At 73.1% G+C, this 20,321-nt stretch carries 17 protein-coding genes; 9 read left to right on the top strand and 8 right to left on the bottom strand.

All coding sequences use genetic code 11. The features are described from left to right. Position 1: 1 nt before the first annotated feature. On the bottom strand, positions 2-835 hold the full coding sequence (locus ACIBST_RS10795) for a DUF6039 family protein (protein ID WP_397170818.1): 834 nt from the start codon (positions 833-835) through the stop codon (positions 2-4). A 135-nt stretch (positions 836-970) separates the two neighbouring features. Here ACIBST_RS10795 and ACIBST_RS10790 point away from each other — a divergent pair, with 135 nt between their 5' ends. Further along, a complete protein-coding gene (locus ACIBST_RS10790; protein WP_397170816.1) occupies positions 971-2,254 on the top strand; it encodes a cation:proton antiporter in 1,284 nt (427 codons plus the stop codon). A 5-nt stretch (positions 2,255-2,259) separates the two neighbouring features. Here ACIBST_RS10790 and ACIBST_RS10785 read toward each other — a convergent pair whose 3' ends face one another. Further along, a complete protein-coding gene (locus ACIBST_RS10785; protein ID WP_397170815.1) occupies positions 2,260-2,898 on the bottom strand; it encodes a 4'-phosphopantetheinyl transferase in 639 nt (212 codons plus the stop codon). 59 nt (positions 2,899-2,957) lie between these two features. Beyond that, the gene (locus tag ACIBST_RS10780) at positions 2,958-3,869 is read right to left on the bottom strand and encodes a nitroreductase/quinone reductase family protein (protein WP_397170813.1); all 912 of its coding nucleotides are present in this window, start codon (positions 3,867-3,869) and stop codon (positions 2,958-2,960) included. A 152-nt stretch (positions 3,870-4,021) separates the two neighbouring features. On the opposite strand from ACIBST_RS10780, the gene ACIBST_RS10775 reads away from it, so the two are divergent. The 3 genes from ACIBST_RS10775 to ACIBST_RS10765 all read left to right on the top strand — a co-directional run bounded on the left by ACIBST_RS10775 (position 4,022) and on the right by ACIBST_RS10765 (position 7,752). Further along, positions 4,022-5,410, top strand: a complete 1,389-nt coding sequence (locus ACIBST_RS10775; protein WP_397170811.1) for an MFS transporter — start codon at positions 4,022-4,024, stop codon at positions 5,408-5,410. A gap of 33 nt (positions 5,411-5,443) precedes the next feature. Beyond that, the gene (locus ACIBST_RS10770; protein ID WP_397170809.1) at positions 5,444-6,508 is read left to right on the top strand and encodes an alkene reductase; all 1,065 of its coding nucleotides are present in this window, start codon (positions 5,444-5,446) and stop codon (positions 6,506-6,508) included. 488 nt (positions 6,509-6,996) lie between these two features. Then, positions 6,997-7,752, top strand: a complete 756-nt coding sequence (locus ACIBST_RS10765) for a glyoxalase (RefSeq protein ID WP_397170808.1) — start codon at positions 6,997-6,999, stop codon at positions 7,750-7,752. A 162-nt stretch (positions 7,753-7,914) separates the two neighbouring features. Here the strand turns inward: ACIBST_RS10765 and ACIBST_RS10760 are convergent, their stop codons facing one another. From ACIBST_RS10760 to ACIBST_RS10740, 5 genes are read right to left on the bottom strand one after another with little or no spacing between them, the layout of a single operon-like run. Continuing rightward, positions 7,915-9,213: a phenylacetate--CoA ligase family protein gene (locus ACIBST_RS10760; RefSeq protein WP_397170807.1), complete on the bottom strand. Its 1,299-nt coding sequence runs from the start codon at positions 9,211-9,213 to the stop codon at positions 7,915-7,917. Continuing rightward, positions 9,210-10,421 (bottom strand): hypothetical protein, encoded by a 1,212-nt coding sequence (locus tag ACIBST_RS10755; protein WP_397170806.1) that lies wholly within the window; start codon positions 10,419-10,421, stop codon positions 9,210-9,212. Before ACIBST_RS10755 ends, ACIBST_RS10760 begins: the two co-directional genes overlap by 4 nt. After that, on the bottom strand, positions 10,418-11,701 hold the full coding sequence (locus ACIBST_RS10750; protein WP_397170805.1) for a phenylacetate--CoA ligase family protein: 1,284 nt from the start codon (positions 11,699-11,701) through the stop codon (positions 10,418-10,420). Before ACIBST_RS10750 ends, ACIBST_RS10755 begins: the two co-directional genes overlap by 4 nt. After that, positions 11,698-12,900, bottom strand: coding sequence for an ATP-grasp domain-containing protein (locus ACIBST_RS10745; protein ID WP_397170804.1), 1,203 nt, complete (start codon positions 12,898-12,900; stop codon positions 11,698-11,700). The genes ACIBST_RS10750 and ACIBST_RS10745 overlap by 4 nt, the downstream gene beginning before the upstream one ends. After that, positions 12,897-13,838, bottom strand: a complete 942-nt coding sequence (locus ACIBST_RS10740; RefSeq protein WP_397170802.1) for a glycosyltransferase family 2 protein — start codon at positions 13,836-13,838, stop codon at positions 12,897-12,899. Before ACIBST_RS10740 ends, ACIBST_RS10745 begins: the two co-directional genes overlap by 4 nt. Before the next feature lie 199 nt (positions 13,839-14,037). On the opposite strand from ACIBST_RS10740, the gene ACIBST_RS10735 reads away from it, so the two are divergent. The 5 genes from ACIBST_RS10735 (at position 14,038) to ACIBST_RS10715 (ending at position 20,299) form a co-directional block, all read left to right on the top strand. Next, on the top strand, positions 14,038-15,834 hold the full coding sequence (locus ACIBST_RS10735) for a carbamoyltransferase (RefSeq protein WP_397170801.1): 1,797 nt from the start codon (positions 14,038-14,040) through the stop codon (positions 15,832-15,834). Continuing rightward, positions 15,831-16,469 carry a hypothetical protein gene (locus tag ACIBST_RS10730; protein ID WP_397170799.1) on the top strand — a complete coding sequence of 213 codons (639 nt, stop codon included), beginning with the start codon at positions 15,831-15,833 and terminating at the stop codon, positions 16,467-16,469. The genes ACIBST_RS10735 and ACIBST_RS10730 overlap by 4 nt, the downstream gene beginning before the upstream one ends. Beyond that, complete coding sequence (gene glf, locus ACIBST_RS10725; protein ID WP_397170797.1) at positions 16,466-17,602, top strand: UDP-galactopyranose mutase; 1,137 nt, start codon at positions 16,466-16,468, stop codon at positions 17,600-17,602. The genes ACIBST_RS10730 and glf overlap by 4 nt, the downstream gene beginning before the upstream one ends. A gap of 118 nt (positions 17,603-17,720) precedes the next feature. Then, positions 17,721-18,095, top strand: coding sequence for a hypothetical protein (locus ACIBST_RS10720; RefSeq protein ID WP_397170796.1), 375 nt, complete (start codon positions 17,721-17,723; stop codon positions 18,093-18,095). Continuing rightward, positions 18,092-20,299 (top strand): Hsp70 family protein, encoded by a 2,208-nt coding sequence (locus tag ACIBST_RS10715; RefSeq protein ID WP_397170795.1) that lies wholly within the window; start codon positions 18,092-18,094, stop codon positions 20,297-20,299. The genes ACIBST_RS10720 and ACIBST_RS10715 overlap by 4 nt, the downstream gene beginning before the upstream one ends. Positions 20,300-20,321 lie beyond the last annotated feature (22 nt).

Here is a 20,321-nt window from a genome sequence, read left to right as displayed (position 1 = left end):
CCTAGGGCACCATCAGGACGTCGTGGATGCTGGTGGGCACGAACAGCCGGTCCCACTGCCCGCCGCCGTGCCGTTCGGGGACCCGTTCCACGTCGTAGACCTCCTTGCGCATGCCCTCGCCGCGGTCCACCTCCCGCACGGCCTGGTAGTCGTCCAGCTCGCGCAGGTGGATGAGGGCGTGCAGGCGGTCCTGGCGGCCCCACGTCTGCTCGTAGATGAAGGCGGTGGCGCGGCCTTCGAGGTTGGCGTTGAGGTAGCGCGACCAGTCGTAGAGGAACTGCCGGCCCTCCTCGCGCAGCTCGTAGCGGGCGTCGGCGGTGCGCAGCACGATCGCCCCGGCGGTCGCCGAGTTGAGCTGCTCCCGCTGCGTGGTCTGGTACGTCGCGGGCGGCACGAACGTGCCCGGCACGTCGTGCACGTCGTCGCTGAACCCGTGCTGCGGGCACATGACGGTCTCCTGGAGACTGCCGTGGACGAACATCTTCTCCCAGTTGCCGCCGCCCTTCTTGGGCAGCCGGTCCTTGAGCGAGATCTGCTGGAACGCCTCGTCGTGGTCCACCATCTCGATGAGCTTGCTGTACTTCTCGGGGGACTTCATGTGCACGAACCAGTGCAGCCGCTCGCGTACGCCGAAGACCTCCTCGTAGCAGAAGGTCGTGGCGACGCCGGCCTGGGCGCGGTTCATGTAGTCGAGCAGGTCCACGCTGAAGTCGCGGCCCTCGCGGGCCATGCCGTACTCCAGCATCCCCACGCGGTGGATGATCAGGCCCGCGTTGCCCGAGTGCAGCAACTGGTCGGGGGGCAGGGTGGTCTGATACTGCGCCGGCTTCGTCATGCCCCGAATGTCGCCCACGGGCGCGGGAAGCTCCGCTCAATATTGAGCAGGCCCCCGGGGGTGTCCGCCGCGGGCGGGCTCAATATTGAGCAGCAGGACGACGGCCCGATCGGCCTAGCCTCTCCTGTGCCTGACATGCCTCTGGGAGCCCACGAACTGCTGGTCTTCATGCTGCAGCTGGGCCTGCTCCTCGGTCTCGCCGTCCTGCTCGGCCGGCTGGCCGTGCGCCTGCGCATGCCCGCCATCGTCGGCGAGCTGACCGTGGGCGTGCTGCTCGGCCCGTCGCTGCTGAACCACCTCGCCCCCGCCCTGAAGTTCACCCAGCTCCACCTGCTGGACGCGGTGGGCCAGGTCGGCGTCCTGCTGCTGGTCGCCATCACCGGCATCCAGCTCGACTTCGGGCTGGTCCGCCGGCGCGGCGCGACGGCCGTCAAGGTGAGCGTCGCCGGTCTGGTCGTGCCGCTGGCGCTCGGCGTGGGCGCCGGTTTCCTGCTGCCCGCCTCCCTGCTCGTCGAGGGCACCAGCGTGACCGTCTTCGCGCTGTTCCTGGGCGTGGCGACGTGCGTCAGCGCCATCCCCGTGATCGCCAAGACGCTGACGGACATGAAGCTGCTGCACCGCGACGTCGGCCAGCTCTGCCTGACCGCGGGGATGGTGGACGACGCCTTCGGCTGGTTCATGCTCTCGGTCGTCTCGGCCATGGCGACCACCGGCGTGCGCACCGGGCAGATCGTGCTGTCGCTGGTCTACCTGGCCGCGCTGGTGCCGTTCGCGCTGTGGGTGGGCCGGCCGCTGGTCCGCTGGACGATGCGGGCGGCCACCCGCTCGGCCGAGCCGGGCCCGGCCGTGGCCGCCGCCGTGGTGCTGGTGCTGCTGGCCGCCGCCGGCACGCACGCGCTCGGCCTGGAGGCCATCTTGGGGGCGTTCGTCTGCGGCGCGCTCATCGGGCGGTCCGGCCACGCCGACGCCGCGTGGCTGGCCCCGCTGCGCACGGTCGTCCTCAGCGTGCTCGCTCCCCTGTTCTTCGCGACGGCCGGCCTGCGCATGGACCTCACGCTGCTGTCCAGGCCGGACGTGCTGGCGGCGGCCGGGGTCGTGCTGGGGGTGGCGATCGTCGGCAAGTTCCTGGGCGCGTACCTGGGGGCGCTGCTGAGCCGGATGGGCGCGTGGGAGGCGTTCGCGCTGGGCGCGGGCATGAACGCGCGCGGCGTCATCGAGGTGATCGTGGCGATGGTCGGCCTGCGCATCGGCATCATCGACACGGCGATGTACACGATCGTGATCGTCGTCGCGATCGTCACCTCGCTCATGGCGCCGCCGATCCTGCGCGTCGCGATGAGACGCGTCGAGCTCACCGCCGAGGAACGCCTGCGCCGGGCCGAGCAGGAGCAGCTCGTCGAGCCCGGCCGCCGGGGCTGACGACCCTATCGGGGGACGACGATCGCCGTGGCCAGCAGCCCGGGGGCGGCCGTCCAGCGGCCCGCGAACTCCGCCAGGGGGGCGTCCGGCGGCAGCAGCCGGGCTCGGAAGCGGCCGTCGAGGGAGAAGGCGAGGGAGCCGTCGTGGAACCCCAGCCACTCGCCGGTCAGCGGGAACCACGCCTTGTAGACCGACTCCTTGGCGCTGAACAGCAGCCGGTCCCAGCAGGTGCCGGGGCGCAGGGCGCGCAGCTCGCGGACCATCGCGGCCTCCTCCGGCCTGGCCACCATGCGGAAGACGCCTTCGGGGAGCGGTTCGTGGGGTTCCGCGTCGATGCCGATGCTGCGCACGTCGCCGGCGTCGGCCACGGCCGCCGCGCGGAACCCGGCGCAGTGCGTCATGCTGCCCACCGCGCCCGCCGGCCAGCGCGGCGCGCCGCGCCGGCCGGGGACGATGGGCGCGGGCGGGATGCCGAGCGCCGCCAGCGCCTCGCGGGCGCAGTGGCGGACGGTGGCGAACTCGCGCCGGCGTTTGGCGACCGCCTTCCTGACGGCGTGCCGCTCCTCGGGGAAGAGCCGCACACCGGGCGGGTCGCCGTAGGCGGTGGAGACGGCGACGTTGTCCGGGACGAGCGTCTCGATCATCGAGTGTCCCTCCTCCTGGGCCTGCGGGTGCCCCTGCGTCTACCCACAGGCCGCCGTCGTCACCGCTCGGCGGCGAGCGGTTCGAGCACGAGGACGGGGATCCGGCGCTCGGTCCTGGCCTGGTAGCCGGCGTAGTCGGGGTAGGCCGCCACCGCCCGCCGCCACCAGGCGTCCTTCTCCTCCCCCGACACCTCGCGCGCCCGGTACACGCCGGTCGCCGTGCCGTCCTGGAGCTCGACGACGGGCTCGGCGAGCACGCTCGCATACCACTGCGGGTTGACCGGGGCGCCGCCCAGGGACGCGACGGCCGCGTAGCGCCCCTCGTGCTCGACCCGCATGACCGGCGTCCTGCGCAGTTTGCCGGTCTTCGCGCCCCGGTAGGTCATCAGCACGACGGGCCGGTCCTTGATCGTGACGCCGTCGGTCGTGCCGGTGCGCATGATCTGCTCGACGTGCTCGCGGACCCAGTCCGCGGCACTGGGCTCGTACTCGCCGGTCGGTCCCTGACCGGCCCGCCGCGCCGCGTCGTGCCGCCGGCCGGGGCGCCTGTCCACGTTGTCGGTGAGGGTGTTGATCAGGGCGGGCAGGCCGGCCACCGTCTCGGCCGGCAGCCCGGCCACGGTCTCCTCGGCCAGGTCGCACCAGAGCCGCTTCACCTGGTCGGCCAGCGCCCGGCCGCTGTCGGTGAGCTCGACCACGCTGGCCCGCCTGTCGGACGGCGCCGGCGTGCGGCGGATGTGGCCGGAGGCCTCCAGCTTGCGGGTCATGAGCGTCACGCTGGGCGGCTCGCAGCCGAGCGCCTCGCTGAGCTGCGCCTGGATCCTCGGCCCGGTGCGGGCGAGTTCGAGCAGGAGCGCCTCCTGCCCGGGATGCAGGCCGAGCGGCGCCAGCAGGGCGGCGGCCCTGGCGCGGTGGCGCAGGCTCAGCAGGCGGATCGCCTGGTTGACGGCGTCGGCTTGCGCGAAGTCCATGATCGCTCCTTGACGGAAATTAGTTATCTGCATAATAGTTATCCGCGTAACCAAATCCTACACGGCCGGGCACCGCCCGCAGAAGCCGGGATCACGTAGAGCCCCCGACGCGGCGCGTCCACCGGGCCAAGCGGACAAGAACGGAACACCTCATGACGAGCATCGGCGCCGCCGCCCGGCGGGCTGCCCCGCGGACCATCCCGTCCTGGCTGATCCTGGCACTGGCCTGCGCCGGCCAGTTCATGGTCATCCTGGACGCCTCCATCGTGAACGTCACCCTCCCCGCGATCCGCGCGGAGCTGGGCTTCTCCCCCACCGGGCTCGCCTGGGCGGTGAACGGCTACCTGCTCGCCTTCGCCGGCTTCATGCTCCTGGGCGGCCGGGCCGCCGACCTGTTCGGCCCGCGCCGGACGCTGGTCGCCGGGCTGCTGCTGTTCTCCGCCGCCAGCCTGGCCGCCGGCCTGGCGACCGCGGCGGAGGTCCTGGTCGCGGCCCGCGTGGCCCAGGGCGCCGGAGCCGCCATGATGGCCCCCGCCACGCTGGCCGTGATCAACACGTACTTCACCGAGCCGGGCGCGCGGGCCAGGGCGTTCGGCGCCTGGTCGGCCGCGGGCGGCGTCGGCGGGATGATCGGCGCGGTGGCCGGCGGCGCCATCACCACCGGGCTGTCGTGGCGCTGGGTCTTCCTGATCAACGTGCCGGTCGGCGCGCTGCTGATCGCCGTGGCCCTCGCGGCGCTGGTCACCGTGCGCGGCGCGCGGCGCGAGCCGCTCGACCTGGCCGGCGCGGTCACCGGCACCGCCGGGCTGGCGGCGCTGGTCTACGGCGTCATGCAGAGCGCCGAGCACGCCTGGTCGTCCGGACGGGTGCTCGTGCCCGTGCTCGCCGGCCTGCTGCTGCTGGCCGCCTTCGTCGTGGTCGAGGCGCGCTTCGCCGGGCGGCCCATGCTGCCCCTGCGGCTGCTCCGGATCCGGGGCGTGGCCGTCGGGAACGGCATGCTGCTGCTGTTCGGCGGGATCACCATCGCGATGTGGTACTTCACGTCGCTGCTCCTGCAGAACGTCCTGGGCTTCAGCGCGCTGCTGGCGGGGCTCGGGCAGACGCCGGCGGCGGTGACGTTCATGCTGGTCGCACGGGCGTCGGCGGCCCTGCTGCCGCGGGCCGGCGCGCGTGCGCTGACGCTCGGCGGCGGCGCGCTCCTCGTGGCCGGGTTCGGCTGGCTGTCGCCGGCGCAGGCCGGCAGCGGCTACCTCACCGGCGTCCTCGGGCCCACGCTGCTCGTCGCGGCCGGCATCGGGCTGACCTTCCCCACCCTCATGGCCGCGGCGACCGCCGAGGCGCCCGAAGGCGCGGCGGGCGTCGTCGGGGGCCTGGCGAACACCACGAGCCAGGTGGGCTCGGCGATCGGCCTGGCGGTCCTCGCGACGGCCGCGGGCTCTTCCGAAGCGCTCGCCGACGGCTACGGCCTGGTCTTCCTCATCGCGGCCGGGCTCGGCCTGGCCCTCGCGGCGGGCGGCTTCCTGCTGCCGCGCCGCGCCTGATCCACCACCACCCCTTCCAGCAAGGAGACCTCCATGTCCATCGCCTTCGACCCGATCGCCGTGGGCGGCACGAAGCTGGCCAACCGGGTCGTCATGGCCCCGATGACCCGCAGCCGCGCCCGCGGCGGGCTGGTGACGAGCCTGACGGCGCAGTACTACGCCCAGCGCGCCTCCGCCGGGCTGATCGTCACGGAGGGCGTCCAGCCGTCGGTGATCGGCCAGGGCTATCCCTTCACGCCCGGCCTGCACAGCGCCGCGCAGGTCGCCGCCTGGCGCGAGGTCACCGGCGCGGTGCACGCGGCGGGCGGGAAGATCTTCGCCCAGCTCCTGCACACCGGCCGGATCGGCCATCCGATGCTGCTGCCCGAGGGGGCGGTCCCCGTCGCGCCGTCGCCGGTGGCCGCGCGCGGGCGGCTGTTCACCCCCGACGGCGTCAAGGAGTTCGTCACCCCGCGCGAGCTGACCGAGCCCGAGATCGAGCAGACCGTCGCCGACTTCGCGGACGCCGCCCGCAACGCCGTCGAGGCGGGTTTCGACGGCGTGGAGGTGCACGGCGCCAACGGCTACCTGATCCACCAGTTCCTCGCCCCGGGCAGCAACCGGCGCGCCGACGGCTGGGGCGGCTCGGCGGCCGGGCACGCCCGGTTCGCCGTGGCGGTCGTCTCCGCCGTGGCCGGCGCGATCGGCGGCGACCGCACCGCGCTGCGGATCTCCCCCGGGATGCCGAACAACGACATGCACGAGCCCCGCCCGCTGCCGGTCTACGAGGAGCTGCTGGGCCGGACGTCCGGGCTGGGGCTGGCGTACCTGCACGTCATGGAGGCCGCCGACCGGGAGCTGACGCGCGCCCTGCGGCGGCTCTTCCCCGGCCCGCTCGTCCTGAACCCGCACACCGGCGACCGCCCGACCGGCCCGGAGGACCTCGCGCTGATCGAGGACGGCACCGCGGACCTGATCGCCTTCGGCCGGCTCTTCCTCGCCAACCCCGACCTGCCCCGCCGGCTGGCGACCGGCGCGCCGCTCAACGCCCCGGACCCGGCCACCTTCTACGGCGGCGACGCCGCGGGCTACACCGACTACCCGGCCCTGCCCGCCTGACCGGCCGGTCGCGGGCCGCGGGCCGGTTCGGGGGACGCCATCCTTTTTGATCTTCAAGGATGGCGTCGGCCGGATTTTCGGTCGGCCGATAAAGCGGCCCCATCCGGAGAAGGCGGTCGGAGGCGGTGTCAAGGAAGGTCCGCGCGCCACGTCCCGGCGGCGATTGGCCCGGACCCGCGCGAACAGGACGCGACCAGCCTCGATGCGCACCTCCACCCGCCGAAGTCACCGAAACGTGATCGGCGCGCTTTTTCCCGACGCGGAGCCGCTTATTCTGCCGTCCGCGAATGATTCAACGGAAAACAATTCCCGGCTCATTCGAAGCGGGCGGACCGCCGGAAATTCGCCGCCGTCCGCCTGCTATTTGAATGGATCGGGAAAAGCGCATTGTCCGATCGGTCATTTCCCGGAATTCACCGGTCGGAGTTGCGGAACCGGCGTGGAACGATCCATATGCGAGCGGCCGCGGGAGATGCCAGCATCGTCAGATGACCCGAGAGGTGGAATCGATGACCGAGCCCGCGATCCGTCCCAACGAGACGACGGTTCCGGTGCTGCCCTGCCCTTCCCCCGAGCAGACCCTGGAGTTCTTCGAGGCGCTCGGGTTCACCGTCACCCACCGGCAGACCCGGCCCTACGTCTATCTGGCGATGCGCTGGAGCGGGTTCGACCTGCATTTCGGGCCCGCCCCGAAGGACCTCGACCCCGCCCGGCAGGCGACCGGGGCGTGCCTGGTCCTGGTCGACGCCGTGGCGCCGTACCACGCCGCGCTGGTCGCGGCCATGCGCCGGGCCTACGGCAAGGTGCTGAGCTCGGGCCTGCCGCGGATCACCCGCTACCGGCCCGGCGCGTCCAGGTTCACGCTGATGGACCCGTCCGGGAACTCGATCATGTTCATCCAGCGGGACGAGCCGGCCGAGCTGGAGTACGGCGGCTCCACGAAGCTGACGGGCCTGGCCAAGGCGCTGGACAACGCCCGGATCCTGCGCGAGTTCAAGAACGACGACCTGCAGGCCTACCGGGCGCTCAAGTCGGCCGTGCGCAGGCACGGCCCGCAGGCTCCGGCGGCCGAGCGGGCCATCGCCCTGTGCCACCTCGCCGACCTGGCCACGGCGCTCGGCGAGCCGGCCGAGCCGTGGCTGGCCGACCTGCGCGGCACCGAGCTCACCCCCGACGACAGGCGGCGCGTCGAGTCCGAGCTCGGCCACCTCGCCGACCTGCGCGAATGGCTCGGGCCGAGCTGACGACGGACGGCCCGGCGACGGACGGCCGGACGACGGGCGGCCCGGCGACGGACGGCCCGGCGACGGACGGCCGGACGACGGGCGGCCCGGCGACGGACGGCCCGGCGACGGGCGGCCGGACGACGGGCGGCCCGGCGGCGGACGGCCGGGCCGCGGCGGGCGTCAGGAGGCGGGGGTGTTGTGCATGATCTTGACCATCCGCACCTTGCCGTTGGGCTCAGGGGTGATGCTGTCCACCGTGCGCGCGGTCACCTCGAAGTCCGTGGCGACGGCGGCCACGGCGTCGCGCACCCGCCGGGCCAGGTCGGCGGGGGCCGACGGCGAGGGCACCAGCAGGATCTCCACCGCGCCCGGCCGGTACTGGAGCACCTGCACGCCGCGCACGCCCGCCGTCGGCATCACGACCGGGTTGGTCAGGAAGTTGGCGTGCACGGTACGCCCGTCGGCGGCCACGACGCGGTCCTCGGTCCGCCCCTGGATCCGGCGGATGATCGGGGTGTGGAAGGCGCGGCACGGGCAGTCGTCCGGCTCGATGAGCACGCGGTCGCCGAGCCGGTAGCGGATCAGCGGCATCGCCTCGGCGTGCAGCCGGGTCACCAGGACCTCGCCCTCGCCGTCGGCCAGCGACACGCCGCCGTCGTCGTGCAGCACCTCCACCACCACGTCGGCCGAGCGCAGGTGCATCGCGCCCTCGGGGCAGGTGCGGCCGATCGTGTACGCCTCCACCGAGGCGTACACCTCGTGGCCGCGCGCCCCGAAGTAGTCCAGCACGTGCCGGCGGGCCTCGGGGGTGAGCGTCTCACCGGCGAAGATGACGGTGTGCACGCCCCGGTAGGCGATCTTCCTGCGGCGCAACTCGTCCACCAGGGTGACGATGCAGCCGGGGAAGCCCCACAGGAACGTCGGCCGGCCGCGCAGGAACGCCTCGACCTGCTCGTCCAGGGGCCGGCTGGTGTTGACGTGGACCGTACGGGCCAGGCCGAGCCGCTGGAGCCGGTGCGGCCGGAACTCGCCCACCCGGAAGTAGCCGATCCGGTCCCAGGGACGCAGGCCCGAGGCCAGCAGGTCCTGGAGGTAGGTGGCGCGCAGGTAGCCGAGGTCGCCCTCGGAGTAGAAGGGACGGATGGGCACGCCGGAGGAGCCGCTGGTGGGCGCCTCGCGGGTGTTGTCGGGGGTGAACCCGGCGGCCATCAGCTCGGCGGGCGGCAGGTCCCGCAGCGTCGCCCGGTCCAGCATCGGCAGGGCGGCCAGGTCGGCGGCGGTGGACAGCGCCGCCACGGCGTCGGCCGGGAACACGCGGCGGTAGTACGGCACGTTGGCGTGCGCGTGCCGGACGAGCCCCGTCAGCAGCCGGTCCTGCACGACCTGGAGCCGGGCCGGGTCCATCCGGTCCCGCGAGCGCGCCAGGTACAGGTTCCGCACCACCGGCACCACCGGGATCGTGCTGGGCAAGCCCTTCATGAGGTCTCCTTCTTCAGCGTGGCCAGCATGACGCCGCCCTTGACCACCTCGCCCGCGCAGTACGCCAGCAGCGCGCCGAACGCCGCCGCGGCGGGCACCAGGAACCAGCCGGCGGCGGCGACCACCGCGAACTGCAGGCACGCGGCCACCGCGGCCAGCCGCCGTCCCCGGTCGTCGGTGTTCTCCACCAGCAGGAACGCGGGCAGCACGGCCACCGTCAGGGCGGCCTCGGCCAGCAGCGCCGCGCCGGTCGCCACCATGCCGCGCTGGCCGCCCGCCAGCACCACGCCGAGCACGACCACCGCCAGGGCGCCGGCCGGCACGGCGGGCGCGAGGATGCGCCGCGCCATCCGGCGGGCGCCGGCCTCGCCCGTGCCCTCGATCCAGACCGCCACCCGCGGCTGGAGGATGCGCAGCAGGTACGACACGCCCATCACGACCACCGACAGCGCCACCGACCACACGTAGAAGACGCTGGTCTTCTGCGCGTCGTCCAGGTGCGCGAAGTACGCGAACGTCACCGACGTGGCCGCGACGGCGGTCACCTCGCCCACGCTGAGCAGCGCCGCCGCGCGCACGGCCGGCCGGTAGGCGCCCTTGTCCGCCCTGCCGGCGCGCCCGCGGATCAGCCCGGCCGCCAGCACGGCGTTCAGCACCGCCAGCACGCCGACGTGCAGGGCCAGCAGCGCGTTGGCCCGCATCCCGGTCAGGGCCACCAGCCCCACGCCGGACGCCTGCGCGACGGCGAGCGTCAGGTAGGCGAACACGTCGGCCCGCGCCCGCCCGCGCAGCCGGTTCAGCGCCGCCATGACCGCGCAGCAGCCCAGCCCGCAGGCGTAGGCGGCGGCGGCCGCGTACCGGGCGGGCGCGCCGCCGGGGTCGGCCGCCGCCAGGGCCAGCCACACGGGCACGGCCAGCGCGAACGGCGTGGCCGCCAGCAGCATGAACAGCGGCCGCAACGTCTGCCCGCCGCGCCGCGGCACCAGCGCGAGCGCGGCCTTCTCGATGCCGCTGGACGTCAGCGCCAGCAGCCAGCCCGACACGCCGTTGGCGGTGGCGTACAGGGCGAACTCGTCGGCGCCCCAGAGGCCGAGCAGCACCAGGTTGGCGGTCCACAGGGCGGCGCGGAACGCGCCGCGCCCGGCGAACAGGGCCGCCGTCACCGCCACGAGGCGTGGCGGCGGCCTGCGGCGCAGGCTCACGGTCACGGGCCGGCCTGTGCCGACTCGACGAACCTGCCCTTGCCGCCGGGGGTGAGCGTGACCCGGTCGGCCTGCTCGAAGCGCACCTCGACCGGGCCGCCCACCTGCTTGGCCAGCCCGTCCCGGTAGGCCGCGGCCACCTCGTCGAAGTCCCGTCCCGCCTCGGGGACCAGGTGGACGGTGACGTTGCCGTCGGCGTCCTGGCGGACCATGCTCTCGGCCACGCCCGGCGTCCACATGGCCAGCGACAGGAACGTGGCCGTGTAGACGCGGTGGCCGCCGGGGAAGGTGATGTAGTCGTCGGACCGGCCGCCGGTCACCCGCATGCGCGCGAACCGGTTGCCGCAGCCGCACTCCCCCGGCACGATCATGCCGCGGTCGCCCAGGCGGTAGCGGATCAGCGGCATCGCCCGTTCCCTGAAGTGGGTCACCACGACCGCGCCGTCCTGGCCGTCGGGCACCGGCGCGCCGTCGTCGTCCACGATCTCCAGGCGGACGCGGTCCTCGTCCACGTGCATCGCGCCCCGGTCGCACTGGGTGGAGACGGTCAGCACCTCGTAGGCCGAGTACTCGTCGTACACCGGGACGCCGAAGCCGTTCTGCAGCAGCTCGCGCACCTCGTCGGTGAGCAGTTCGGAGTCGGTCATGACCATGCGCAGCGTGCGCCGCAGCTCGGCCACCTGGGCCGGGGTGGCGGCGCGCAGCAGCCCGCGCAGCACCACCGGATAGCCCATGATCAGGTGCGGGCGCACCTTCAGCACGTCGGCCAGGATCTTCGCGTCGCCCTGCCCGGCGCCGATGACGGTGCGCGGGAACAGGCCGAGCCGCTGGAACCAGCGCAGCGGGCGGGGGAACGGCTTGATGTGCGCGATCCGCCACCACGGCCGGTAGCCCGACAGCAGGAAGCGGCGGAAGATGGTCGCGCCGTGGTAGCCGTAGGCGGCCACGTCGTGCCGGACCTCCAGGACGCGTCCCGTGGTCCCGCTCGTACGGTCCAGCCGGTACTCCTTGGCGCTCAGGCCGGGCGCGTGGAAGCGGGACAGGTCGCCGTCCAGCACGGCGGCCTTGTCCAGGATCGGCAGCTTCGCCAGGTCGGCCAGGCTGTGCAGGGGCACGTCGTAGCGCGGGTCGGCGTAGTGCGGCACGTGCGCGCGGGCGAAGGCCAGCAGGTCGCGCAGGCCGTCGAGGGTGAGCCGGTCGGTCTCGGCGCGCGGGCGGCGGATGGCGCGGAAGGCGTCCACGACATGCCGCACCTCCCGCACGGCGACGCCCAGTCCATGACTCACAGGCCGTCCCCGATCTCGAAGCGGAGCAGCCCGGTGGCCTCGGCCAGCGCGCCGGCCAGGGCGTCCCGGCCGGAGGCGGCGGCGGTCAGGTAGCCGAGCTTGGCGCCCGCCCGCGTGTAGCGCTCGACGTGGTCGCCGGGGGCGGCGGCCAGCACCAGGTCGACGACGCCGGGCAGCGCCCTGACCTGCTCCTCGCCGTCCACCCGGACCAGCTTCCCGTCGCGTTCCGCGTTGAGCACGCGGACCGCGCCGTACCGGGTCGCCGCCGGGGTCAGGGACGGCGTCTCGCCCATGGCCGACAGCACGTACTGCTCGACCACGTCCACGCCGTGGACCAGTCCCAGCAGCTCGGCCAGGCCGTTGCCGCCCAGGCGGGCGCCCATCTCGACGAGCACGACCTCGCCCGTCCCGGTGACCAGCACGTCGGCGCTGAGCGGCCCTTCGCGCAGCCCGGTCTCGGCGCACACGGCGTCGAGCATCGGCCGGACGGCGTCGGTGACGTGGGCGGGGCCCGGCATGGTGTGCTGGACGGTGATGAACAGCGGCGGCGGGGTCAGCTCCCGTTCGGCCAGGCCGATCAGCGCCACCTTGCCGCCGATCACGAACGCCTCGGCCGTGTAGTGGGCGCCCTCCAGGAACTCCTCGGCCACGACGCGGCCCGACAGCGACCACTCCCTGGCCAGCCCCACGGCCTCGGGCAGCTCGTCCGGCGCGCGGCACAGCGACACGCCGCGGCTGCCGGAGGAGTCCACCGGCTTGACCATGAGCGGGAAGCCCAGGCCGGGGGCGTCGCGCAGCACCTCCTCCGCGGCGCCGCTCACGTGGCGGGGGCCGGGCAGTCCCAGCCGGGCGCACATCGCGCGGAACCAGCCCTTGTCGACCGAGCCGCGCACCGCGCCCTCCGACAGCCCGCACGGCAGGCCCAGCCGGGCGGCCAGGGCGAGCTGCGAGGGCAGGTTGACGTCGCTGGCCGGGGAGACCACGCCGGCCAGGTCGTCGCGCTCGGCCAGGGCCCGCGCGACCCGCGGCACGTCGCGGGTGCTGAGGTCGAGGAACTCGTCGGCGTGCGCGACGCCGGGGGCGTCGGCCCGCATGTCCACGCAGATCGTGCGCACGCCGAGGCGGGCCGCGGCGCGGATGGTGCTGATGGCGCCGTCCGCGCCGCCGAGGACCGCGATGGCGCGGCGGGCGCCGGTCACGTGAGCCTCCCGGCGAGCAGGTCAGCGGAATCGACCGGCACGTTGGCCTCCCGTACGAGGAACAGCGGCGGACGGGCCTGACCGCGAGAGATGTGCAGAAGCGTGCGGGCCATCATGGTCAGCCCGAACAGGGCGGCGGCCAGCGCCAGCCCGAACAGCAGCGCGCTGCCGGTGATCCCGGCCAGCAGCGCCACGGGCAGGCCGATCAGGCCCGCCCACACCGCGGCCGCGATGGGCCGCGTCGAGAAGCCGAAGAACAGGTCCAGCGAGTGCCTGGCCAGCCCGCGCACGGTCACCTTGGACGAGCCGTGCACCCGCGGCCGGTGCGCGGTCGGCACGGTCGTCCAGGCGCGCGTCAGGCGCGGCAGCGTGGCCAGGAAGTACGGCGTGCCGAGCCGCAGGTCCACGATCCGGCGCGCGATCTCCGTGCGGACCAGGCGGAACGTCGTGGCGCGCGGCGGGATCTCGATGCCCAGCAGCCGCCGTGCCAGCCAGTCGTGCACGATCGAGGCCGTCCGCCGCGGCCAGGGGTCCTTGCGGTCCACCCGGATGCCGAACACCGCGTCGTACCCGTCGGCCGCGCGCTCGATCAGCCGCTTGGCCTCGGTGGGCGGGAACTGCAGGTCGGCGTCCAGGTGCAGCACCCAGGGGTTCCGGGCGTACCGATATCCGGCCGAGAAGGCGGCTTCCACGCCGAAATTCTTGGACAACGATATGAACGACACGCGATTGTCACTCTCGGCGATCGCGCGAATGCGCGCGAGCGTGTCGTCCGTACTGCCGTCGTCGACGAAGAGTATTTCGAGTTCCCCCTGGTCACCCAGCGCGTCTGCGATTTCGCGATAGGTGTCAGGGATGTTGTCGGCCTCGTTCAGGCACGGAACGACCACGGTGAGTGCCAGGCCGTCCGGCGGAACCGGAAGCGGATGCTCATTCATGGAACGGTCTTCACCACGTGTATCAACCCCGGTTCACCCTGTGACAGGGCCCGGGCATTCCCACCCGGCTACGACCCCGGTTGCGGAATATATCCATACGTGTCAGACAAAAGCTAGGTATTGATTTCTTTACGGCCGGTTTGTTAGGAAGATCTCCGACGCGGGGCCGCTGGGTCATGCGCATTGTCAGGGGGCATTCATGTTTGTGCTCGGCATCAGCCAGGTCCACGACTCGGCGGCGGCCCTGGTGGCCGACGGGAAGATCGTGGCCTTCGCCGAGGAGGAGCGGTTCACCAGGGTCAAGCACGACGGCCGGTTTCCCGCGCAGGCCGTGCGCTACTGCCTGGAGGAGGCCGGCATCACGCTGGCCGACGTCGACCACGTCGCCTACTACTGGCAGGCGCCCCGTGAGACGTTGCACGCGCTCGGCCACTTCGCCCGGCACCTGCCCCACACGCTGGCCGTCTTCCGCAACGACGCCGGCGACTACGGCGACAAGGCCAGCGGCCTGCTGGAGACGCTGTCCGACCAGAAGGGCCAGGCCCACCCGGACGACTACAACGTGGGCGGCGCGCTGCTGCTGCACCTGCGGCGCGGGTTCACGCTGGAGAAGATCCTGCGCGAGTCGCAGAACTTCCGGGGCCGGACGAAGTTCAAGGTCCACCTGATGGACCACCACCGCGCCCACGCCGCCAGCGCCTTCTTCATCTCGCCGTACCAGGAGTCGGCGATCATCACCTGGGACGGCATCGGCAGCGACGGCACCTCCACCTACCTCGGGCTGGGCAAGGGCGGCCGGATCCACGACATCCGCCGGGTCAAGTTCCCGCACTCGCTGGGCGCCATGTACGCCGGCGTCACCGGCTACCTCGGCTTCAACCCCACCCGGGACGAGGGCAAGGTCATGGGCCTGGCCGCGTACGGCACCGACCGCTACGTGGACGACTTCGCCGACCTGGTCCGCCTTGGCCCCGACGGCCACTTCGAGCTGGACCTGAGCTGGTTCCGGCACCACGCCACCGGCAAGCACCAGATGTCGGCCAAGTTCCTGGAGCGCTTCGGCCCGGCCAGGCCGCGCGAGCGCGCCATCCCCAACCAGCACTACGCCGACGTCGCGTACGCGCTGCAGGCCACGCTGGAGCGCACCGGCCTGCACGTGGCGCGCTGGCTGCAGGCCAAGACCGGGCAGACCCGCCTGGTCACCGCCGGCGGCGTCGCGCTGAACAGCGTCATGAACGGCCGCATCCTGCTGGAGACGCCGTTCGAGGACTTCTTCGCCCAGCCCGCCGCCGCCGACGACGGCTCGGCGCTGGGTGCGGCGCTGCTGCTGGGCGTGGAGAAGTACGGCATGCGCCGCCCGCGCGACGAGGAGTACATCTTCCTCGGCCCGCAGTTCGGCGAGGAGGAGATGGAACGGGCGCTCCAGGACGCCGGCCTCGACTACCGGCGCACCGAGGACATCAACGACACGACGGCGCGGGCGCTGGCCGACGGCAAGATCGTCGGCTGGTTCCAGGGCCGCATGGAGTGCGGGCCGCGCGCGCTCGGCAACCGCTCGATCCTGGCCGACCCGCGCCGCGCCGACGCCAAGGACCGGCTGAACGAGAAGGTCAAGCACCGCGAGCCGTTCCGCCCCTTCGCGCCCTCCTGCCTGGCCGAGCACGCCGGCGAGTACTTCGCCAGCGGCTACCCCTCGCCCGTGATGCTGCTCGTGTTCGACGTGCTGGAGCACCAGCGGGACAAGGTGCCGGCGATCACGCACGAGGACGGCACCGCCCGCGTCCAGACGGTCTCGGCGGCCGACAACCCGCGCTACCACGCGATGATCTCCCGCTTCGCGGAGCTGACCGGCGTGCCCATGGTGGTCAACACCTCGTTCAACGACAACGAGGAGCCCATCGTGTGCACCCCCGAGGACGCCGTGCGCTGCTACCTCAAGACCGACATGGACGCCCTGGCCCTGGGACCGTTCTTCACCGAGAAGGACGTTCGTTGAGGCGTTGGCTGTGGCTGGCGCCCGCCGTCCTGGGCGCCGGGGCGGCCACCATGATCATGGTGATCCTGCCGCCCGACCGTACTCTGGACAACCCGCTCGAAGCCCTGTGGAAGGTCAGCCCGCTGGTGTTCGCGGTGCTGGCCGTGGCCGGGTTCCCCCGGCGTCCGGGGCTGGGCATGGCGCTGATGTGCGCGCTGGTCGTCGGCTACATGGGCGTGCTCGACACGGTCAACGTGCTGCACATCTTCTCCTACGCCGAGTCCGCCGACCAGAAGGCCGCCTTCCCCGAGCTCTACCAGTTCATGCTCTTCATGAACTCCTTCACCGTGCTGGCCGTGCTGTTCGCCTACCGGCTGGGCGGGGCGCGCTCCGACCGCGTGCTGAAGGTCGGGCTCGCCAGCGTCCTGATCGTGATCTCCGGGCTGAACGACCTGTCGATGTGGCTGCTCGGCGACTGGCCGCAGGGCCGGCCCGGCACGCTGACGTGGGCCTCGCACATCGCGGTGTTCGTCGGCGGGCCGCCGAGCGTCGCCGTGGCAGTGATCTTCTTCCTCGTCCACCTCGTCCTGGCCGGGGTCGTGCTGGCGCTGCCCGTGCGGCGGTGGCTGGACCGGCTCGTCCCCGCAGCCGCATGAACGCCGACTTAGTCGTCGTCGGCTCCGGCCTGTTCGGGCTGACCGTGGCCGAGCGGTGCGCGTCCGAGCTGGGGATGCGCGTGCTGGTGCTGGAGCGCAGGGACCACGTCGGCGGCAACTCCTACAGCGAGCGCGAGCCGCAGACCGGCATCGAGGTCCACCGGTACGGGTCCCACCTGTTCCACACCTCCAACGCGCGCGTGTGGGAGTACGCCCAGAGGTTCACGTCGTTCACGCCGTACGAACACCGGGTCTATTCGGTGCACAAGGGGCAGGTCTACCCGATGCCCATCAACCTGGGCACGATCTGCGCCTTCTTCGGCCGCCACCTCAGCCCCGACGAGGCCCGCGACCTGGTCGCCCGGCAGGCCGCCGAGGTGACCAGCGCCGGCAACCTGGAGGAGAAGGCGATCTCGCTGATCGGCCGGCCGCTGTACGAGGCGTTCATCCGGGGCTACACCGCCAAGCAGTGGCAGACGGCCCCGGCCGAGCTGCCCGCCGAGATCATCGGCCGGCTGCCGGTGCGCTACACCTTCGACGGCCGCTACTTCGACGACCTCTACCAGGGCCTGCCCACCGACGGGTACGCCGCCTGGCTGGAGCGCATGGCCGACCATCCCAACATCGAGATCCGGCTCGGCGCCGACTTCTTCGACCTGCGGGAGAGCCTGGCCGGTGCGGTGCCCGTCGTCTACACCGGGCCGCTGGACCGCTACTTCGGCTACGCCGAGGGCGAGCTGGGCTGGCGGACGCTCGACTTCGAGACGTCCGTGCTGCCGACCGGCGACTTCCAGGGCACGTCGGTGATCAACTACGCCGACGAGGACCTGCCGTGGACGCGCGTCCACGAGTTCCGCCACCTGCATCCCGAACGCACCTGGTACCCGTCCGACGCCACCGTCGTCATGCGGGAGTACTCGCGCTTCGCCGGCCGGGCCGACGAGCCGTACTACCCGATCAACACGCCGCAGGACCGCGCCCGGCTGCGCCGGTACCGCGACCTGACCAAGGGCGAGCGGGACGTCTGGTTCGGCGGCCGCCTGGGCACCTACCAGTACCTCGACATGCACATGGCCATCGCCGCCGCCCTGACCCTCTACGAGAACCGCCTGCGCCCCCGCTTCGCCGCGTAGGGCGCCTTCGGCGGACCAGCGGCCGGACGGTTGTGCCGGACGGTTGTGCCGGACGGTTGTGCCGGACGGTTTGTGCCGGACGGTTGTGCCGGGCCAGGGGGCGGGCCACACTTCTGGCATGCAGGTAATCGTCCGCCTCGACGGCGAGACGCCGACCGCCCCCGCCCTCTCCTCCCTGGAGCGCCAGCTCCGCGGCGACAGCGCCTTCCGGGGCATGGAGATCCGGCCGCTGCCCGGCCCGCCCGAGCCCGGGTCGATGAACGGCGCCGCCGACGCCCTCATGCTGACGGCCTCGGCCGTGTCCGGCGGGCTGGGAGTCTCGATCGTCCAGGCGCTGGCCGGGTGGCTCAGGACGCGGCGTCACAGCTTCACGGTCAAGGTCAGCCATGGCGAGCGCACGCTGGAGCTGACCGTGGAGGCGGCCAAGGACCCGGCGAAGGTGATGGAGGTGGCCCGGCGGCTGGCCGAGATGCTGGAGCCTCCCGCCCCATGAGCCCCTGGCCCGACCCGGCCCGCTGCCGGGCCGTCCTCGTCGGCACGACGACGTACACCGACCAGGTCATGTGGCCGGCCCTGCCGGCGGTGCGGGCCAACGTCACGGACCTGGCCGAGGTGCTCACCGGGCCGCGCTCGTGGGGGCTGCGGCGCGACCACTGCGCGCAGCTCATCGACCCGGCCAGCTCCGACCACGTCCTCGACCTCATCCACGACGCGGCGACCGAGGCCGCCGACACCGTCTTCATCTACTACTCCGGCCACGGCGAGAAGACCGAGAACGACCTGCTGCTGCCGATCGCCACCACCCGTCCCGACCGGCTGCGCATCGGCGGCGTGCGGTTCTCCGTCATCCGGGAGATCATCCGCGAGCGCCGCGCGCCCCGCGCCGTCGTAGTGCTCGACTGCTGCTACAGCGGCATGGCGCACGGGATGAGCGGGCCGGCCCTGCGCGGGCTGATCGACACGACCAGCGCGTACGTCCTGACCTCCTCGGCCAGGGACACCCTGTCGCTCGCGCCACCCGGCGAGCGCCACACCGCCTTCACCGGCGAGCTGCTCAGGATCCTCCAGGACGGTGTTCCCGCCGGGCCCGCCGACCTGTCCATCGGGGACGTCACCCGCGCGCTGCGCTACCGCCTGCTCGACCGGCGGCTGCCGCTGCCCGAGTACAGCCAGGCCGGCGCGGCCGACGAGCTGCCGTTCGTGCGCAACAGGCCGGCGCCGCCCCGGACGCCGCCCCGGGCCGCCCCCGCCCCGCCGCCGGGGATCCACCTGGCCGGGGCCGCCCGCCGGACGGGCCGGGCGGTCGGCATCTGCTTCGGCGCGGCCAACTCCGTCGTCACGGTCGTCGAGGGCGGCGAGCCGGTCGTCATCCCCGGCTCCGAGGGCACGCGGGCCACGCCGTCTGTGGTGGCCTTCGCCAAGGACGGCGAGGTCGTCGTCGGGGAGGCCGCCAAGCGGCAGACCGTCACCAACCCGGAACGGACCGTGCGCTCGATCGTCCTGGAACTGGGCACCGAGTGGTCGGTGGCGATCGACGGCTCACGGTACTCCGCGCCCCGGATAGGCGCGCTCGTGCTGGGCAGGCTGAAGCAGGACGCCGAGGCGTACCTCGGCGAGCGGGTCACCGACGCGGTGATCACCGTCCCGGCCTACTTCGACGACGCCCAGCGCCAGGCCGTCACCGAGGCCGGCACGCTGGCCGGGCTCAACGTGCTGCGCCTGATCAACGAGCCCACCGCGGCGGCGCTGGCGTACGGGCTCGACGCGGAGGAGAACCGCTCGATCCTGGTCTTCGACCTCGGCGGGCGCAGCTACGACGTGTCCGTGCTGCACATCGGGGACGGTTACATCGAGGTGCTGGCGACCCACGGTGACATCCGGCTCGGCGGCGACGACTGGGACCAGCGGATCGTGGACGAGCTGGCCAGACGGTTCAGGGAGAGCCACGGCGTCGACCTGACCGGCGACAGGATGGCGCTGCAGCGGCTGCGCGAGGCCGCGGAGCGGGCGAAGATCGAGCTGACCGCCGCGCGGCAGGCGCACGTCAACCTGCCCTACCTCACCGCGGGCCGGCAAGGCCCGCTCCACCTGGACACGACGCTGACCCGGCGGGAGTTCCAGAGCCTGACCGCCGACCTGCTCGGCCGGCTGCGGGGGCCGTTCCGGGGCGCGCTCCAGGACTCCGGCCTCAAGGTGACCGACCTCGCGCACGTGGTGCTGGCCGGGGGCGCGAGCCGGATGCCCGCCGTGACGGCGCTGGTCACCGAGCTGTCCGGCGGCATGCCCCCGCTCATGGGGCTGAGCCCCGAGGAGGTCGCCTCCATCGGCGCGGCGCGGCAGGCGAGCGTGCTCAAGGCGGACCTGATCCCGGTGACGCTCGGCCTGCGGGGCAAGGGCGGTGTGCTGCGGAAGGTCATCGAGCGCGACAGCCCGGTCCCGGTCGAGCGGACGGTCACGTTCACCACCACCGCCGACGACCAGTCGACCCTGCGGGTCGAGGTCTTCGAGGGCGAGCAGGCCACGGCCGCGCTCAACGCGGTGCTGGGGACGTACATGGTGGGCGGCATCCCCGCCGCCCGGCGCGGGGAGCCGCGGATCGAGGTGACGTTCGGCGTGGACGCCGGCCTGACCTTCACCGTCACGGCCCGGGAGGCGGCAACCGGCGTCCCCCTCCCAGTGACCCGCCACCCCAGCTGACCAACCGGCCCGCGTCCTGAGG

Origin of the sequence: Nonomuraea sp. NPDC049684 (genome assembly GCF_044465345.1) — a bacterium.
GTDB lineage: Bacteria > Actinomycetota > Actinomycetes > Streptosporangiales > Streptosporangiaceae > Nonomuraea.
The sequence above is the reverse complement of the archived record's forward strand: the minus strand, read 5'-3'. Positions and strand labels throughout refer to the sequence as shown.

Bases quoted from the DNA above. Each gene is read 5' to 3' on its own strand.
- ACIBST_RS10770 (WP_397170809.1), top strand. From the start codon at position 5,444: ATGTCCATCGCCTTCGACCCGATCGCCGTGGGCGGCACGAAGCTGGCC.
- ACIBST_RS10715 (WP_397170795.1), top strand. From the start codon at position 18,092: ATGAGCCCCTGGCCCGACCCGGCCCGCTGCCGGGCCGTCCTCGTCGGC.
- ACIBST_RS10785 (WP_397170815.1), bottom strand. From the start codon at position 2,898: ATGATCGAGACGCTCGTCCCGGACAACGTCGCCGTCTCCACCGCCTAC.
- ACIBST_RS10765 (WP_397170808.1), top strand. From the start codon at position 6,997: ATGACCCGAGAGGTGGAATCGATGACCGAGCCCGCGATCCGTCCCAAC.
- ACIBST_RS10735 (WP_397170801.1), top strand. From the start codon at position 14,038: ATGTTTGTGCTCGGCATCAGCCAGGTCCACGACTCGGCGGCGGCCCTG.
- ACIBST_RS10795 (WP_397170818.1), bottom strand. From the start codon at position 835: ATGACGAAGCCGGCGCAGTATCAGACCACCCTGCCCCCCGACCAGTTG.
- ACIBST_RS10775 (WP_397170811.1), top strand. From the start codon at position 4,022: ATGACGAGCATCGGCGCCGCCGCCCGGCGGGCTGCCCCGCGGACCATC.
- glf (WP_397170797.1), top strand. From the start codon at position 16,466: ATGAACGCCGACTTAGTCGTCGTCGGCTCCGGCCTGTTCGGGCTGACC.
- ACIBST_RS10790 (WP_397170816.1), top strand. From the start codon at position 971: ATGCCTCTGGGAGCCCACGAACTGCTGGTCTTCATGCTGCAGCTGGGC.
- ACIBST_RS10760 (WP_397170807.1), bottom strand. From the start codon at position 9,213: ATGAAGGGCTTGCCCAGCACGATCCCGGTGGTGCCGGTGGTGCGGAAC.
- ACIBST_RS10740 (WP_397170802.1), bottom strand. From the start codon at position 13,838: ATGAATGAGCATCCGCTTCCGGTTCCGCCGGACGGCCTGGCACTCACC.
- ACIBST_RS10720 (WP_397170796.1), top strand. From the start codon at position 17,721: ATGCAGGTAATCGTCCGCCTCGACGGCGAGACGCCGACCGCCCCCGCC.
- ACIBST_RS10780 (WP_397170813.1), bottom strand. From the start codon at position 3,869: ATGGACTTCGCGCAAGCCGACGCCGTCAACCAGGCGATCCGCCTGCTG.